General features: G+C 64.7%; 15 protein-coding genes and 1 pseudogene. 13 read left to right on the top strand and 3 right to left on the bottom strand.

What is annotated here, in order from left to right:
- Positions 1–84 precede the first annotated feature (84 nt).
- On the top strand, positions 85–1,182 hold the full coding sequence (locus tag ACQ7JA_RS21295) for a phospholipase A (RefSeq protein WP_430901447.1): 1,098 nt from the start codon (positions 85–87) through the stop codon (positions 1,180–1,182).
- Between the two features lie 53 nt (positions 1,183–1,235).
- A complete protein-coding gene (locus ACQ7JA_RS21290; protein WP_430901445.1) occupies positions 1,236–2,222 on the top strand; it encodes a fumarylacetoacetate hydrolase family protein in 987 nt (328 codons plus the stop codon).
- Between the two features lie 5 nt (positions 2,223–2,227).
- Here the strand turns inward: ACQ7JA_RS21290 and ACQ7JA_RS21285 are convergent, their stop codons facing one another.
- On the bottom strand, positions 2,228–3,391 hold the full coding sequence (locus ACQ7JA_RS21285; RefSeq protein ID WP_430901443.1) for a hypothetical protein: 1,164 nt from the start codon (positions 3,389–3,391) through the stop codon (positions 2,228–2,230).
- 244 nt (positions 3,392–3,635) lie between these two features.
- Between ACQ7JA_RS21285 and ACQ7JA_RS21280 the strand changes: the two genes are divergently transcribed.
- From ACQ7JA_RS21280 to ACQ7JA_RS21240, 9 genes are all read left to right on the top strand, one after another.
- Positions 3,636–4,787, top strand: coding sequence for an MraY family glycosyltransferase (locus tag ACQ7JA_RS21280; protein ID WP_430901441.1), 1,152 nt, complete (start codon positions 3,636–3,638; stop codon positions 4,785–4,787).
- Positions 4,788–4,835: 48 nt separating this feature from the next.
- A complete protein-coding gene (gene rfbB, locus ACQ7JA_RS21275) occupies positions 4,836–5,900 on the top strand; it encodes a dTDP-glucose 4,6-dehydratase (RefSeq protein WP_430901439.1) in 1,065 nt (354 codons plus the stop codon).
- Positions 5,897–6,805 (top strand): dTDP-4-dehydrorhamnose reductase, encoded by a 909-nt coding sequence (gene rfbD / locus ACQ7JA_RS21270; protein WP_430901437.1) that lies wholly within the window; start codon positions 5,897–5,899, stop codon positions 6,803–6,805. Before rfbB ends, rfbD begins: the two co-directional genes overlap by 4 nt.
- Complete coding sequence (gene rfbA / locus ACQ7JA_RS21265) at positions 6,805–7,695, top strand: glucose-1-phosphate thymidylyltransferase RfbA (protein ID WP_430901435.1); 891 nt, start codon at positions 6,805–6,807, stop codon at positions 7,693–7,695. Before rfbD ends, rfbA begins: the two co-directional genes overlap by 1 nt.
- Positions 7,695–8,240 carry a dTDP-4-dehydrorhamnose 3,5-epimerase gene (gene rfbC / locus ACQ7JA_RS21260; protein ID WP_430901433.1) on the top strand — a complete coding sequence of 182 codons (546 nt, stop codon included), beginning with the start codon at positions 7,695–7,697 and terminating at the stop codon, positions 8,238–8,240. Before rfbA ends, rfbC begins: the two co-directional genes overlap by 1 nt.
- Positions 8,241–8,276: 36 nt before the next feature.
- The gene (locus tag ACQ7JA_RS21255) at positions 8,277–8,561 is read left to right on the top strand and encodes a hypothetical protein (protein WP_430901431.1); all 285 of its coding nucleotides are present in this window, start codon (positions 8,277–8,279) and stop codon (positions 8,559–8,561) included.
- A 121-nt stretch (positions 8,562–8,682) separates the two neighbouring features.
- The gene (locus ACQ7JA_RS21250; protein WP_430901429.1) at positions 8,683–9,228 is read left to right on the top strand and encodes a hypothetical protein; all 546 of its coding nucleotides are present in this window, start codon (positions 8,683–8,685) and stop codon (positions 9,226–9,228) included.
- A gap of 74 nt (positions 9,229–9,302) precedes the next feature.
- A complete protein-coding gene (locus tag ACQ7JA_RS21245; protein ID WP_430901427.1) occupies positions 9,303–9,632 on the top strand; it encodes a hypothetical protein in 330 nt (109 codons plus the stop codon).
- Between the two features lie 96 nt (positions 9,633–9,728).
- A protein-coding gene (locus ACQ7JA_RS21240) for an IS3 family transposase (RefSeq protein ID WP_430901425.1) occupies positions 9,729–10,816 on the top strand; the annotation gives its coding sequence in 2 pieces (ribosomal slippage) (positions 9,729–9,981 and positions 9,981–10,816; 1,089 coding nt in all).
- A gap of 58 nt (positions 10,817–10,874) precedes the next feature.
- On the opposite strand, the pseudogene ACQ7JA_RS21235 reads toward ACQ7JA_RS21240, so the two are convergent.
- Positions 10,875–11,346: pseudogene (locus ACQ7JA_RS21235) on the bottom strand (transposase); the annotation flags it as partial.
- A gap of 259 nt (positions 11,347–11,605) precedes the next feature.
- Here ACQ7JA_RS21235 and ACQ7JA_RS21230 point away from each other — a divergent pair.
- Complete coding sequence (locus ACQ7JA_RS21230) at positions 11,606–12,262, top strand: hypothetical protein (protein WP_430901423.1); 657 nt, start codon at positions 11,606–11,608, stop codon at positions 12,260–12,262.
- Here ACQ7JA_RS21230 and fabF read toward each other — a convergent pair whose 3' ends face one another.
- Positions 12,263–13,543, bottom strand: coding sequence for a beta-ketoacyl-ACP synthase II (gene fabF / locus ACQ7JA_RS21225; RefSeq protein ID WP_430901421.1), 1,281 nt, complete (start codon positions 13,541–13,543; stop codon positions 12,263–12,265).
- Positions 13,544–13,696: 153 nt separating this feature from the next.
- On the opposite strand from fabF, the gene ACQ7JA_RS21220 reads away from it, so the two are divergent.
- Positions 13,697–13,870 (top strand): hypothetical protein, encoded by a 174-nt coding sequence (locus ACQ7JA_RS21220; protein WP_430901419.1) that lies wholly within the window; start codon positions 13,697–13,699, stop codon positions 13,868–13,870.
- Positions 13,871–13,874 lie beyond the last annotated feature (4 nt).

The following is a 13,874-nucleotide window of genomic DNA, read 5'->3' as shown; positions in this document are numbered from 1 at the left end:
GACACCGTTTACGCTTTTCCGCGACACTTGTGTTGACAATCCGCCATGTTCTGGCGTCCCCTCAGCCGTTTCGCAGAAAAGCACATGCATTTGAAAAAGATCCCCGCAGCCCTGCTGCCGCTCCTGTTCGCCCTTCCCGCCGCCGCCCAGCAGGCTCCGCAACTGTCCCAGCAACTCGGCGAATGCGCCCAGCTCACCGACACCACCCTGCGCCTGACCTGTTTCGACCGCCTGGCATCGGCCAATGGCGTGACGCCCGCCGCACCCGCCGTCGCCCCGCCGGCCGCGCCGGCCGTGGCGACCATCACTCCCGGCCAGCAGCCGAGCGCCTTCCCCGGCAAGCCGCAGCCTGACCCGGCCGCCTCCGTCGACCCGCTGGTCGAGGCCGCGAGCGAATACACGATGGCCAGCCACTGGGAACTCGACGACAAGCACCGCCGCGGGATCTTCGTGTTCCGCCCGCACAATCCGAACTACCTGATCGGCGCCCGGACCTACCGTCCCAACGAAGCGCCCTACGAACCCTTCCGCGCCTCGGACTTCACGGGCAAGCTCTCGCATGCGGAACTGCAGTTCCAGCTCGGCTTCAAGATGAAGGCGGTCGAGACGGCCTTCGAGCTGCCGGTCGACGTGTGGTTCGGTTATACCCAGAACAGCTTCTGGCAGGCCGGCAACCGCGAGGCGTCCAGCCCTTTCCGCGAAACCAATTACCAGCCCGAAGTCATGCTGGTGACGCCGCTGAACTTCAGCGTGCTCGGCGCCAACCTGAAATTCCTGAACGTCGGCTTCAACCACCAGTCGAACGGCCAGTCCTCGACCCTGTCGCGCAGCTGGAACCGCATCTACGCCCAGGTCGGCCTGGAACGCGGCCGCTTCGCCATGACGGCCAAGGTCTGGAAGCGCATCAACGAGTCGCTGGAAGACGATAACAACCCGGACATCGTCGATTACCTGGGCCGCGGCGAGCTGGCCGGCACCTACCGCATCGACGGGCACGAGTTCTCGGCCCTGCTGCGCCATAACTTCCACACCAATAAAAGCGCCACCCAGCTGGGCTGGGCCTTCCCGCTGGCCGGTCCGCTCAAGGGCTATGTGCACTGGTTCTCGGGCTACGGACAGAGCCTGATCGACTACAACTACTTCCAGCGCACCATCGGCGCCGGCGTGGTGGTCCAGTACTAGGAAGCTGACCCAGGCGTTCTACAATAGCGGTTTGCCAATCGAACCGCTCACCGATGAAACTTGCCACGCTCAATGACGGCACCCGCGACGGCCAGCTGCTGGTCGTCGCGCGCGACCTGAAAACCGCCCACGTCGCCGACGGCATCGCGCCGACCCTGCAGGCCGCGCTCGACGACTGGGCCTTCATCGCGCCCCAGCTGGCGGACCTGTCCCTGCTGCTGAACGAAGGCCACGCGCGCCGTCCCTTCGATTTCGACCCGAGCAAATGCATGGCGCCCCTGCCGCGCGCCTACCAGTGGGCCGACGGCTCCGCCTACGTCAACCACGTGAAGCTGGTGCGCAAGGCACGCAAGGCCGAGATGCCGGCCTCGTTCTGGGAAGATCCCCTGATGTACCAGGGCGGCAGCGACGATTTTCTCGGGCCGCACGACGATATCGTGCTGGCGCACGAGGAGTGGGGCATCGATTTCGAGGCCGAAGTCGCGGTGGTGACGGGAGACGTGCCGATGGGCGCGACGCCCGACGAAGCCCACGGCCAGATCCGCCTGCTGATGCTGGCCAACGACGTCTCGCTGCGCAACCTCATTCCCGACGAACTGGCCAAGGGCTTCGGCTTCCTGCAGTCGAAGCCGGCCACCAGTTTCGCCCCGGTGGCGGTGACGCCGGACGAGCTGGGCGAGGCCTGGCGCGATGGCAAGGTGCACCTGCCGCTGCGCTCGGTATGGAATGGCCACCTGGTCGGCCAGCCGCATGCGGGCACTGACATGGTATTCAACTTCCCGCAGCTGGTGGCCCACCTGGCCAAGAGCCGCAATGTGCGCGCTGGCAGCATCGTCGGTTCGGGGACGGTGTCGAACAAGGATTCCTCGAAGGGATACGCCTGCATCGCCGAGCAGCGTTGCCTGGAAATGATCGCGGATGGCCAGGCCAGCACGCCCTTCATGCGCTTCGGCGACACGATCCGCATCGAGATGCTGGACGAGAAGGGCAAGTCGATCTTCGGCGCCATCGACCAGGCGGTCAAACGCCTGGAACGCTGAACGGGCTAGTTACCGGACCAGAAATCGTCCGATGCGGCGGCGCCGCGCAGGTCGACCTCGACCGGCCGGCTGATGCGGCGCAGCACCTCGGCCCCCAGCAGGCGCCCGTCCGGCTCGTGCAGCCGGTACCACAGGAAGGCCACGCCCGAGAGGCGCAGCTGCTGGCCGCTGAACAGGTTTTCCTTCACGATCGACAAGCCCTCCAGGCGCAGCTCGACGTCCAGCACCAGGGCCCCAGCGGTGCGCTCGCTGTAGCCGAGGTAGCGCGCGGCATTGAACAAGGGACTCTTTTCGCTGGCTTCGCCGGCCTTGAGCGAGTCCACGAAGGCGTCGACCACTTTCAATTGGGCCAGCGCCGCCTGGCTGACTGCCGCCATTTCCTTCTTCTGCTCGCCCCTGGCGCCATCCAGCAGGCCCTGCAGCTCGGCGATGCGCTGGGCGTAGGCGGCGCGGTGGCCGGCCAGGGACGCGACCCGGCCGAGCAGTTTCTCGTAGCGCGCCCAGTCGAGTTCGCCGAGATAGCCGGTCCCGAGTCCCAGGATGCGCCCGGGACAGGCCTGGGCCAGGGAGGTGGCGAACAGAAGCCGCGTGCCCTCGCCGAAGTTGCTGCTCGAGAGCGTCACGTCGCTGCGCAGCAGGGCGGCGACGTCGGCGCCGGCGCGCACCGTGCTCGGTATGGCGGCCAGCACGCCGAGGGGCAGGGCGGCGATGCCGGAGCCGGGCGGGCGCTGCAGGTCGAGGTAGCGCTGCAGCTCCCTGTTCTTGTCGGCCATGTCATTGGACAGGCGGGCAAGGGCGCTGTCCACGGTGCGCGCCGCCACCATGCCCTGGCTGGCCGCCGGCTCGTAGAGCGCCGCGCTGCGCCCGCCCGGGATGCGTGTGCACACTTCCCGCGCCAGCTCGCGCGCCAGGTCGACCGCGCGCACCAGGCCGGCGGCGCCGAACTGGCGGGTGTCGATGGCGCCCGCCAGCGCCTTCGACTGGGCGGGCGGCAGCCGCGCCATCAGCTCGGCCCGTTCCGCCTCCGCGATCGCCTGGCGCGCCTCGGCTTCGGCATCCCGTGCGCGCAGCTCCGCCAACTCAGCCGTAGACTGCGCATATGCATGTGTCGGCAGGCAGGCCAGGACGAGCAGGGCCAGTAAAGAACGAAGTCGACGGGGCAGGGCCATGCGGACACCTCCGGAAACGGCAGGGCAAGGGTGAAAACTTGCCGTAAGAAAAGTGTAATAAATTGTCGAGAATATTAGGAGAAGTTTCAGGGAGGTTGCTTGCGATTTCTTAACGTTCCAGAATCGCCCAATTGTGCTTTGACAATCAAAGACTTGCGGCGCGTCGCGTGTTACGCCCTGTAACACGTTTGGACGTTGGTTAAAAAGAAATGCGCTAGAATTGACGAGTTAACAAAGTGGTTCTATGAGTATTATTAATTTGCCATTTGCCGGCCTCGAGCTTGGTTTTGCCGTATCGCTCGCCTGTTCGCTGCTGCTCGTCATGACGACGCGCTGGCATGGGCGTTACTCGCTCGACGCAACGCAAGGCGTCCAAAAATTCCACATCACGCCGACGCCCCGCATCGGCGGCGCGGCCATCATGCTGGGCCTGTGGCTCGCCCTCGGCGTCATGCCGGGCGACCAGCAGGAGCTGCTGCTGCCGGTGCTGACAGCAAGCATGCCTGCCTTCGTCTTCGGCCTGGCAGAAGATCTCACCCGTAATGTTTCAGTGCGGGCGCGCCTGCTCGCGACCATGGCCAGCGGCGTCTGCTGCTGGGCCCTGACCGGCGTCAGCCTGCTGCACAGCGGCATCGCCTCGCTCGACATGCTGCTCGCCTGGCTGCCCTTCTCGGTGCTGTTCACCGCCTTCGCGGTGGGCGGCGTGGCGAATGCGGTCAACATCATCGACGGTTTCAACGGCCTGGCCAGCGGCACCGTGCTGATCGGCATGGCCGCGCTCGGCCTGATCGCCCAGGATGCCGGCGACGCCACCCTGGCCGAGCTGTGCTTCGTGGTCTGCGCCGTCACCGCAGGCTTCTTCGTCATCAATTTCCCGTTCGGTAAGCTGTTCCTCGGCGACGGCGGCGCCTACCTGCTCGGTTTCCTGCTGTCCTGGCTGTCCGTGATGCTGGTCTACCGCAACCCGGACGTCTCGCCCTGGGCGCCGCTGCTGGCCTGCGGCTATCCGATCTTCGAGACCGTGTTCACCATCGTGCGTCGCCTGTGGTGCCGCCGCCATCCGGGCCACCCGGACAGCTGGCACCTGCACAGCCTGGTCAAGACGGCGATCGCGGCGCGCTACTTCCGCGCCCTGCCTGCCCCGCTGCGCAATGCCTGCGTCTCGCCTTTTTCCTGGGCGGTCGCCACCGTCCCGGCGCTGCTGGCGGTGCGCTTCGCCGACGCTCCGGACGCCCTGATGCAGGGCGTGCTGGCCAGCTTCCTGCTCTACCTCTCCGTGTATTCCTTCGTGGTCTCGGCCTGGTGGGCGCGCCGCCGCCGCACCCAGCGCAGCAGCCCACTGACGGACATCGCGCTCGAACCGACCAACTCCTCCTTCATCCAGCGCGGTCTCTGAGCGATAATCGGGTTGCGCGCAACCTGATATCAACCAAGCGGAGACCGTATGACCATCCTTGTAACCGGCGGCGCCGGCTTCATCGGCGCAAACTTCGTGCGCGACTGGCTGTCGCGGAGCGAGGAGCCGGTGGTCAACCTCGACAAGCTGAGCTATGCCGGCAACCTGGACAACCTGGCCGGGCTGGAGGATGACGCGCGCCATACCTTTGTCCACGGCAACATCGGCGACACGGACTTGCTGGCGCAGCTGCTGCGCGCGCACCGGGTGCGGGCGGTTCTGAACTTCGCGGCCGAGACCCACGTCGACCGCTCGATCGACAGCCCTGCCGCCTTTGTCGACAACAACGTCATGGCGACCTTCAGGCTGCTGGAAGCGGTGCGCGCCTACTGGAATACGCTTGAAGGCGCGGCGCGCGCGGACTTCCGCTTCCTGCACGTGTCCACCGACGAGGTCTACGGATCGCTGGCGCCCGAGGCCCCGGCTTTTGCCGAGACCCACCGCTACCAGCCGAACAGCCCTTACGCGGCCAGCAAGGCGGCGGCCGACCACCTGGTGCGGGCCTGGCACCATACCTACGGCCTGCCGGTGTTGACCACCAACTGTTCCAACAACTACGGCCCCTACCAGTTCCCCGAAAAGCTGATCCCGCTGGTGATCCACAAGGCCCTGCAGGGAGAGCCGCTGCCGGTCTACGGCGACGGCCGCCAGGTGCGCGACTGGCTGTTCGTCGGGGACCACTGCGCCGCGCTGCGCCGCGTGCTCGAGGCGGGCGCGCCGGGCGAGACCTACAACGTGGGCGGCAACCAGGAGATGGCGAACATCGACGTGGTGCGCCTGCTGTGCAGCATCCTCGACGAACTGCGCCCGCGCGCGGACGGCGTCTCCTACGCCACCCAGATCGCGTTCGTCACCGACCGCCCTGGGCACGACCGCCGCTATGCGATCGACGCCACCAGACTCGAACGTGAGCTCGGCTGGCGTCCGCAGGAAACCTTCGCCACCGGCATCCGCCAGACCGTGGCCTGGTACCTCGACCATGGCGACTGGGTCGGCCGCGTAGCGAGCGGCGCCTACCGCGACTGGATCGCGCGCCAGTACGGCCAGCCATGAAGATCCTCCTGCTCGGCAAGGATGGCCAGGTCGGCTGGGAACTGCAGCGCGCCCTGGCGCCGCTCGGCGAACTGCATGCGCTCGGACGCGTGGACGTGGACCTGTGTGACACGGATGGACTGCGCGCCCGCGTGCGCGCCATCGGACCCGACGTGATCGTCAACGCGGCCGCCTGGACGGCGGTCGACCGCGCCGAAAGCGAGGAAGCGGCGGCGCAGGCGGTCAATGCGCGCGCCCCCACCGTGCTGGCCGAGGAAGCCGCGCGCATGAACGCCTGGCTGGTGCACTACTCGACCGACTACGTCTTCGATGGCCGCAAGGACGGCGCGTATGACGAGCAGGATGCGGTGAATCCCCTGTCCGCCTATGGCCGCAGCAAGGCGGCGGGCGAAGAGGGCATCCGTGCCGGCGGCGCGCGCCACCTGATCCTGCGTACCGGCTGGGTCTTCGGACGCGGCCAGAACTTTGCGCGCACCATCCTGTCGCTGGCGCGCGAACGCGAGCAGATCAAGGTGGTGGCCGACCAGTTCGGGGCGCCGACCGCGGCCGGGCTGCTGGCCGACGCCACCGCACTGGCGCTGTACCGCATTGCGGCTCTGGGCGCACGGGCCGACGCCTTGTCCGGCACCTACCATGTGGCAGCCGGCGGACGCACCAGCTGGCACGCCTGCGCGCGTCACCTCGTGGCCGAGGCGATGGCGGCGGGCGCCCCCTTGCGCGCCACACCGGAGGGCATCCTGCCCATCGCCACCGCAGACTGGCCGGCACCCGCCGCGCGGCCGGCCAACGGCGCGCTCGACTGCGGCAAGTTCTGCGCCGCCTTCGGCCTGGTGCTGCCGGACTGGCGCCATCACCTCAACCGTTTCGTCGCCACCCTGGCGGCCGACAGCAAGGTATCCCCTTAATGAACAACACGAAACGCAAGGGCATCATCCTGGCAGGGGGCAGCGGCACCCGGCTCTATCCGGCCACGCTGGCCGTCTCGAAACAGCTGATGCCGGTGTTCGACAAGCCGATGATCTACTACGCGCTCAGCACCCTGATGCTGGCCGGGATCCGCGACATCCTCGTCATCTCGACGCCCCAGGACACGCCGCGCTTCGCGCAGCTGCTGGGAGACGGCACGCGCTTCGGCCTCGACATCTCCTACGCCGTGCAGCCTTCGCCGGACGGCATCGCCCAGGCTTACCTCATCGGGGCCGACTTCCTGGACGGCAGCCCCTCGGCGCTGGTCCTGGGCGACAATATTTTTTATGGCCACGACCTGTTCCAGCTGCTCGGCCGCGCCAGCGCCAGCGAAGACGCCACCATCTTCGCCTACCACGTGCAGGACCCGGAACGCTACGGCGTGGTCGAGTTCGACCATGCCGGGCGCATCGTCGGGCTGGAGGAAAAGCCGCGCAATTCGCGCTCCAACTATGCGGTGACCGGCCTGTATTTCTACGATGGCGACGCGGTCGAGATCGCGCGTTCCCTGACGCCCTCGGCGCGCGGCGAACTCGAGATCACCGACATGAACCGGCACTACATGCAGCAGGGCCGCCTGCAGGTCGAGATCCTGCGCCGCGGCTACGCCTGGCTCGATACCGGCACCCACGAATCGCTGCTGGACGCCAGCCAGTTCATCGCCACGCTGGAGCGGCGCCAGGGCCTGAAGGTGGCCTGTCCGGAGGAGATCGCCTTCCGCATGGGCTGGATCAGCGCCGCCGAACTGGCCGCGCTGGCGGAACCGATGCGCAACAACGGCTATGGCCAATACCTGCTGCGCCTGCTGAGCGAGAAAGTAGCCAGCTGATGCAGGCGATCCCGCAATCGATTCCCGATGTCCTGCTGATCGAACCCGAAGTCTTCGGCGACGAGCGCGGCTTCTTTTACGAGAGCTTCAATGCACGCCGTTTCGCGCAGACGCTCGGCTGGCCGGTCGACTTCGTGCAGGACAGCCATTCGCGTTCAGGCGCGGGCGTGCTGCGCGGCCTGCACTACCAGATCCAGCACCCGCAGGGCAAGCTGGTGCGCGTGATCGCCGGCAGCGTCTACGACGTCGCGGTGGACCTGCGCCGCGGCTCGCCGACCTTCGGCCAGTGGGTCGGCCACGTGCTCAGTAGCGAGAACCGCCAGCAGATGTGGATTCCGCCGGGCTTCGCGCACGGCTTCCTGGCCCTGTCGGACACCGCGGAATTCGTCTACAAATCGACCGATTACTACCACCCCGAGCACGAGCGCTGCATCGCCTGGGACGACCCGCAGCTGGCGATCGCCTGGCCCTTGACCGGTGCGCCGATCCTGTCGGCGCGCGACCGGCAGGGCACGCCGTTCGCGAAGGCCGAGGTATATGCCTGAGGGCAGTACAAGGACAAGGACAAGGACAGGGACAATATGGACGAGCTGACCAGAGCCGGCATCATCGAGAGTGGCTGGCGCATTCACGCGGCAGTCGAAGAGGCGGCCTTTCGCCACCCGGCGGTCAAAGGGTCCCCGGAGTGGCTGGAAAAACAGCGCCTGCTGCTGGCCGACAAGGCGATCCACCTGCTGCAGACGGCCCTCAAGCCTGGCGAGATCGAGCTCGATAAATTCAGGAACAACCTGCATGCGATCTTCACGATCTCGGATGGCTTCCTGCCGCACGCGGGGGCTCAAAGTGGCGACCGCGAAACTGTATGAAAGCGTGGAAATGCCGGCTCCGCAATAATCGGTGAGATTCCTGCAACTCGCGCCCAATATAATGTGATCACAAGCGCATGACCTGGCCTGGTTCACGATGTCGTCAACCCGGAGGAAGAACATGAATAATATTCCCCGTCTCACCTTGCTGCTGCTGTGCACGGCGGGTACCGCGCAAGCCGCGGAGTCGATGAAAGAGCTGGGTATGCCGCTGGGCAAGAAGATGCAAGCGCCGATCGCGCTCTGCCCGAGCGAAGGCCCGGCCAAGGAGGCGAGTGCGCCATGCTGGGTCAAGGCGCCGGCGACCCTCAAGGGCGGCGTCCAGTCCGGCTTCCTGGCGGTGCCGGCCGGCGCCCAGGGTGGCGAGTGGACGGCCCCCGGAACCTATGGCGCCACGGTCGACAGGCACGGCGTCCTGCTCTCGGTGACCGTGCATTCCGCGCGCGCCGACGAGTTCGCCAAGATCAGGGGTTCGCTCACCGCGCGCCTCGGGAGGGAGCTGCGCGCATTCCAGACCGACGAACAGCGCCGCACGGCCCAGTGGGAGTGGAAGGATGCCGTGATCAACCTCGATTGCAGCGCCGAGGCCGGCTGCGCCACGCGTTTCGCCTTCGAAGATCGCGAAGAGAAGCGCTTGCAGTTCGCAACGGCTCTGTGGAAGCGCTAAGCTAGCCGTTCCCGCCATCCGTTTCGCCACGAAGCGGATGGCGTGCATCACTTGTCTGCTGCACGTCGCCCGCCATGCATCTACGTCCGGCCAGACTCGGTCTCCTGATCCTCGCCTTCATTGCAGCAGTGACGCTGGCGCTGCTGTCGTCCAATATCGAGCGCATCGGCCCCGAGCTGGTCCAGGACGGCAACTTGTGCGGTCCAGGTGGGAACGCTCCCTGCTACAAGCCCGCACTGAAGGGCGGCTTTCCTTTCGCCTACCTGTTCGATCATCCGGGAATATCGGTAGAGGGACGGCTCTTCTTCTTTGAAGACACGCTCCTCGTAGGGCCGCTGATCCTCGACATCGCCGTGTATTTCGTCATCGTCTTGCTTGCCGTTCGGCTGGAATTGGTTGAGTAAATCGAGTGATGGCCGAGCTGACGCGGTAATCCCCCCCCCCACAAAAAGAGCGCGATCAGAAGTAGAATTTTCTACTTAAGACATTGAAAGCTCTGCATGAAGACCTCCCGCTTTACCGACAGCCAGATCATCGCCATCCTCAAGCAAGCCGAAGCCGGCAATCCGGTACCGGAGCTGTGCCGCGAGCACGGCATTAGCAACGCCACGTTCTACAAGTGGCGCTCCAAGTTCGGCGGCATGGACGCCTCGCTGATGGCACGCATGAAGGAACTGGAGGAGGAAAACCGGCGCCTCAAGAAGATGTACGTTGAGGAGCGCCTGAAGGCCGAGATCGTTGCGGAGGCGCTCACAAAAAAATGGTAGCGCCAACTCAACGGCGGGAGATGGCGCAGTGGGCGGTAACAGAGCGGGCAGCTACGGTGAAGCTGGCGTGCAAGGCGTTTGGGATTAGCCAGACGTGCTACCGCTACAAGGCCAAGCTGGACGCGGAAAATGCTGTCATTGCCGACTGGCTGGTGCGGCTGACGAACAACCAGCGAAACTGGGGCTTCGGGCTGTGCTTCCTGTACCTGCGCAATGTGAAGAGCTTTAAATGGAACCACAAGCGCGTCTACAGGATTTATCGCGAGCTCGAGCTGAACTTGCGGATCAAGCCGCGCCATCGCCTGGTGCGCGAGAAGCCGCTGCCGCTGACGGTGCCGACCGCAATCAACCAGAGCTGGTCGATGGACTTTATGCACGACCAGCTTGCCGATGGGCGCAGCATCCGTTTGTTCAATGTGATCGATGACTTCAACCGCGAAGGCTTGGGCATTGAGGTCGACTTCTCGCTGCCGGCCGAACGCGTGATCCGCTCGCTCGACCGCATCATCGAATGGCGCGGCAAGCCGAACGCGATCCGCTGCGACAACGGTCCTGAATACATCAGCGCGGTAACCCTGGCATGGGCAGCAAAGCGCGGCATTCGCATCGATTTTATCCAGCCTGGCCAGCCCCAACAGAACGCCTATGTCGAGCGCTACAACAGGACCGTTCGCTATGATTGGCTTGCCCATCATCTGTTCGAGACGCTCGACGAAATCCAGGAATTTGCCACTAACTGGCTGTGGACCTACAATCACGACCGGCCCAACATGGCGCTCGGCGGTATCACGCCAAAACAGAAATTGGCGCTCGCCGCTTAACCTCTGCTTTTAGCGTGCTCTAAAAATGGGGGGATTACCACGCTATTTGTAGTTCGTTTTATAACGCTGGGACCGTGACAGGAGTTCCCAGCCGAGTGAAGCGATTCAGCACAGCCGCTCGCACCTGCAATTCGGTGACCTGACGATCGAAGTCACGTGCCATGATGCGTTCGCCCAGCACCTTGAAAGAGCGCATTTTGGTTTCGACAAGGCTGCGCCGATAGCGACCTGCAGCGTTTTCTGGCGCCGGCTAACCGTGCCGTAGTCCGGTACCGGTTAGTCGAGTCCAGCCAGCGCAGCACGCTTTGTGTCATGCCCATAGTCTGGCGCAGTGGTAAATTGAACAGGCACTGAAGCTCCGGCAGAACTGGATCGTCTCGTCGCTGAAGGTCTGGCTGCGCCAGCGTTTGCCGTTCGACTGCCCATGCCAGCGCATGCTCGGATCAAACCAGATGAGCAGCGAGCCGAGTGACTTCAGCGCTTCGTTATGCCTTCCAGTTGGTGGTGCGATACTTCTGTGGAGCTGGTTCCGTCCGTTCAGGCTACCGGAGCGACGCGTTCTACGCTGGCCGGACCTGATTTACGCAACAAAGCCTGTCGGAACATGGAAGAGGTAAGAATGACCTCAAGCCAAATATTCGATTCCCTTGCAAGTCAGCCTTGCGATCTTGATGAGAAGGCAATAATGTAATATTATTTATAAGCCTTAGCTCAGTTCTATAAATGTCCAGGGCAAATATTCTAAGCCCACTTTCCTAGAAATTTAGTGCCATATTTTTCGAGACCCCGATGCTTATCCGTTGGACTGTCGCATTACTTGTCGTGTCTACAATGACCGCTTGTGCAATTTCGCAAGCCAGTTTGACTCCCGTCAGCGATGGTAGCGCAGTAAGCCTCCCTGAAAATGTCAAATATATAAGGAACCACGTCGAGTTCTCGCTCAGCCAAGGTGAGTATCGGGCTGCGTTTGCCGATCAAAAAGGAACTTATTATCAAGGCCCACCATTGTGCTTCCGCACTAAGTTACTTGAGGCCGGATGGGGGGGCAAGCACCTTCAGGATAAGATATTTGCAGTCTTCGACTGTGTGTTGTATGTGCCTCGGGATTCTCGCTCGGACACTGTGGTGTACACGGTGAACGGTACTGGCGCGTCGACGAACTTCGGTCATTCACTCGAAGATGTGGATGCCGCGATCGCGAGTGCGGCATCTCGTCAGCCGTCGAGTCCGGCATCGCGGACAAGCGACGGCGTAAATTCACTTGTCGCAGCATCCGTCGTCAATACCTCCCTGACGCCCGCGCAGGCCGGCGCGGCAGGCGGGCTTGCCGGCGCACTGGTTGCCGGGATTGTGGCGGTAGAAAAAGGGAAGTTCGAAACTGCTGCCCAGCAACCGACTGCGGAAGAATTAAAGAATCTGGTTCACATACCTGCGCGGGAGAAATAATTAAGGAACGTATCGCATGCGACTAAAAAGCAAGCTCGCGTTCACGCCCCCAAAACCGAACCCGTTCGAGATCGCATAGTCCGTCGCAATCGCGCGCGCCGCGCCGCGGACGATGTCGACCCCTTCCGCCGCCGGATCGCGCTGCTCCACGTTCAGGGTCGCCGGCGCGACCTGGTCGCGCAGCGCCAGCACCGTGAAGATCGCCTCCACGCCGCCGGCCGCGCCCAGCAGGTGGCCCGGCGAGGATTTGGTGGCCGACACGGCCGGGCCACGCCCCGCACCAAAAATGGTTCGGATGGCGGCCAGTTCGCTGATGTCGCCCACCGGCGTGGACGTCGCATGCGCGTTCAGGTGCCCGATCTGTTCCGGCGCCAGCTTTGCCTGGCGGATCGCCAATTCCATCGCACGCCGCCCGCCGGCGCCGTCGTCGGGCGGGGAGGTCATGTGGAAGGCGTCGGCGTTGGTGCCGTAGCCGAGCAGTTCCATGATCGGCGTGGCGCCGCGCCGCAGGGCGTGTTCCAGTTCCTCGATCACCAGCATGCCGGCGCCTTCGCTCATGACGAAGCCATCGCGCGCGACATCAAAAGGACGCGAGGCGCGGGACGGCTCTTGGTTGAAGCTGGTGGACATGGTGCGCGCGGCCGCGAAGGCGCCGAAGCTGACGCGGTCGATGCAGGCTTCGGCGCCGCCGCACACGGCGACGTCGGCTTCGCCGGCACGGATCAGGCGCATCGCGTCGCCGATGGCTTGCGCGCTGGCCGCGCAGGCGGTCACCGGCGCGCCCAGCGGGCCGCGAAAGCCGTGGCGGATCGAGATGTGGCCGGCCGCCATATTCGCGAGGAAGCTCGGCACCGTGAATGGCGAGAGGCGTTTCGGTCCGCGCCCGTCCGTCGTCCTGACAGCATCGACGATGGCGCCGAAGCCGCCCACGCCGGAACCGACGATGGTGGCCGTGCGTTCACGCGCTTCGTCGGTCTCGGGCTCCCAGCCGGCCTGCCGCAGGGCTTCCTGTGCCGCGGCCAGGGCGAACATGGTGAAACGGTCCATCTTCTTCTGGTCCTTGGGCTCGACCGCGAGGTCGGGATCGAAGCCCCACGGACGATCCGCACTCAAGGCCGGCACCACGCCGCCGACCTTGGCCGCAATCCCTTCCGTGACTTCAGCCGGCAGGGCGACCAGGCCGGACTGGCCATCCAGCAGGCGCCGCCAGGCAGCCTCGACGCCGACGCCCAGGGGCGACACCATTCCCATGCCGGTCACGACAATACGCTTTGCACTCACACGGTGCTCCTGTCAGATTTGCAAAATACGCCAGCCGCCGGCCCTTGCAAGGATCGGGAGCGGTAGAATTCATGCGCCAGTATAGGAAGGCGTCATCGGAATAGTTCGCTGATCGCGCCAATCAATGTGCAAAGTGCGCCATAATGCGGACCCATGAACCAGTCCTGGCAACGCTCCCTCACGGTCTCGGCGCATTTCCTGCACGGGATGCTCGACGCCCTGCGCACCCGTCACGGCGAGGAGGCGGCGCTGCTCGCACTCGGCAGCGCGGCGATTCCCCAATCCCTGCTGGTGCAGCCTGACGCGCGTCTCACGCGCCAGCAGTAAGCGG

Origin of the sequence: Massilia sp. BKSP1R2A-1 (assembly GCF_050586525.1) — a bacterium.
Taxonomy (GTDB): domain Bacteria; phylum Pseudomonadota; class Gammaproteobacteria; order Burkholderiales; family Burkholderiaceae_D; genus Telluria.
Note: the sequence above shows the minus strand (reverse complement) of the source record. Positions and strands in the feature narration are given on the sequence as shown.

What these genes read in the sequence shown, in the direction of transcription:
- ACQ7JA_RS21295 (WP_430901447.1), top strand. Translation starts at nt 85, where the DNA reads ATGCATTTGAAAAAGATCCCCGCAGCCCTGCTGCCGCTCCTGTTCGCC.
- ACQ7JA_RS21230 (WP_430901423.1), top strand. Translation starts at nt 11,606, where the DNA reads ATGCTTATCCGTTGGACTGTCGCATTACTTGTCGTGTCTACAATGACC.
- ACQ7JA_RS21285 (WP_430901443.1), bottom strand. Translation starts at nt 3,391, where the DNA reads ATGGCCCTGCCCCGTCGACTTCGTTCTTTACTGGCCCTGCTCGTCCTG.
- rfbB (WP_430901439.1), top strand. Translation starts at nt 4,836, where the DNA reads ATGACCATCCTTGTAACCGGCGGCGCCGGCTTCATCGGCGCAAACTTC.
- ACQ7JA_RS21255 (WP_430901431.1), top strand. Translation starts at nt 8,277, where the DNA reads ATGGACGAGCTGACCAGAGCCGGCATCATCGAGAGTGGCTGGCGCATT.
- ACQ7JA_RS21280 (WP_430901441.1), top strand. Translation starts at nt 3,636, where the DNA reads ATGAGTATTATTAATTTGCCATTTGCCGGCCTCGAGCTTGGTTTTGCC.
- rfbD (WP_430901437.1), top strand. Translation starts at nt 5,897, where the DNA reads ATGAAGATCCTCCTGCTCGGCAAGGATGGCCAGGTCGGCTGGGAACTG.
- ACQ7JA_RS21245 (WP_430901427.1), top strand. Translation starts at nt 9,303, where the DNA reads ATGCATCTACGTCCGGCCAGACTCGGTCTCCTGATCCTCGCCTTCATT.
- rfbA (WP_430901435.1), top strand. Translation starts at nt 6,805, where the DNA reads ATGAACAACACGAAACGCAAGGGCATCATCCTGGCAGGGGGCAGCGGC.
- ACQ7JA_RS21290 (WP_430901445.1), top strand. Translation starts at nt 1,236, where the DNA reads ATGAAACTTGCCACGCTCAATGACGGCACCCGCGACGGCCAGCTGCTG.
- ACQ7JA_RS21220 (WP_430901419.1), top strand. Translation starts at nt 13,697, where the DNA reads ATGAACCAGTCCTGGCAACGCTCCCTCACGGTCTCGGCGCATTTCCTG.
- rfbC (WP_430901433.1), top strand. Translation starts at nt 7,695, where the DNA reads ATGCAGGCGATCCCGCAATCGATTCCCGATGTCCTGCTGATCGAACCC.
- ACQ7JA_RS21250 (WP_430901429.1), top strand. Translation starts at nt 8,683, where the DNA reads ATGAATAATATTCCCCGTCTCACCTTGCTGCTGCTGTGCACGGCGGGT.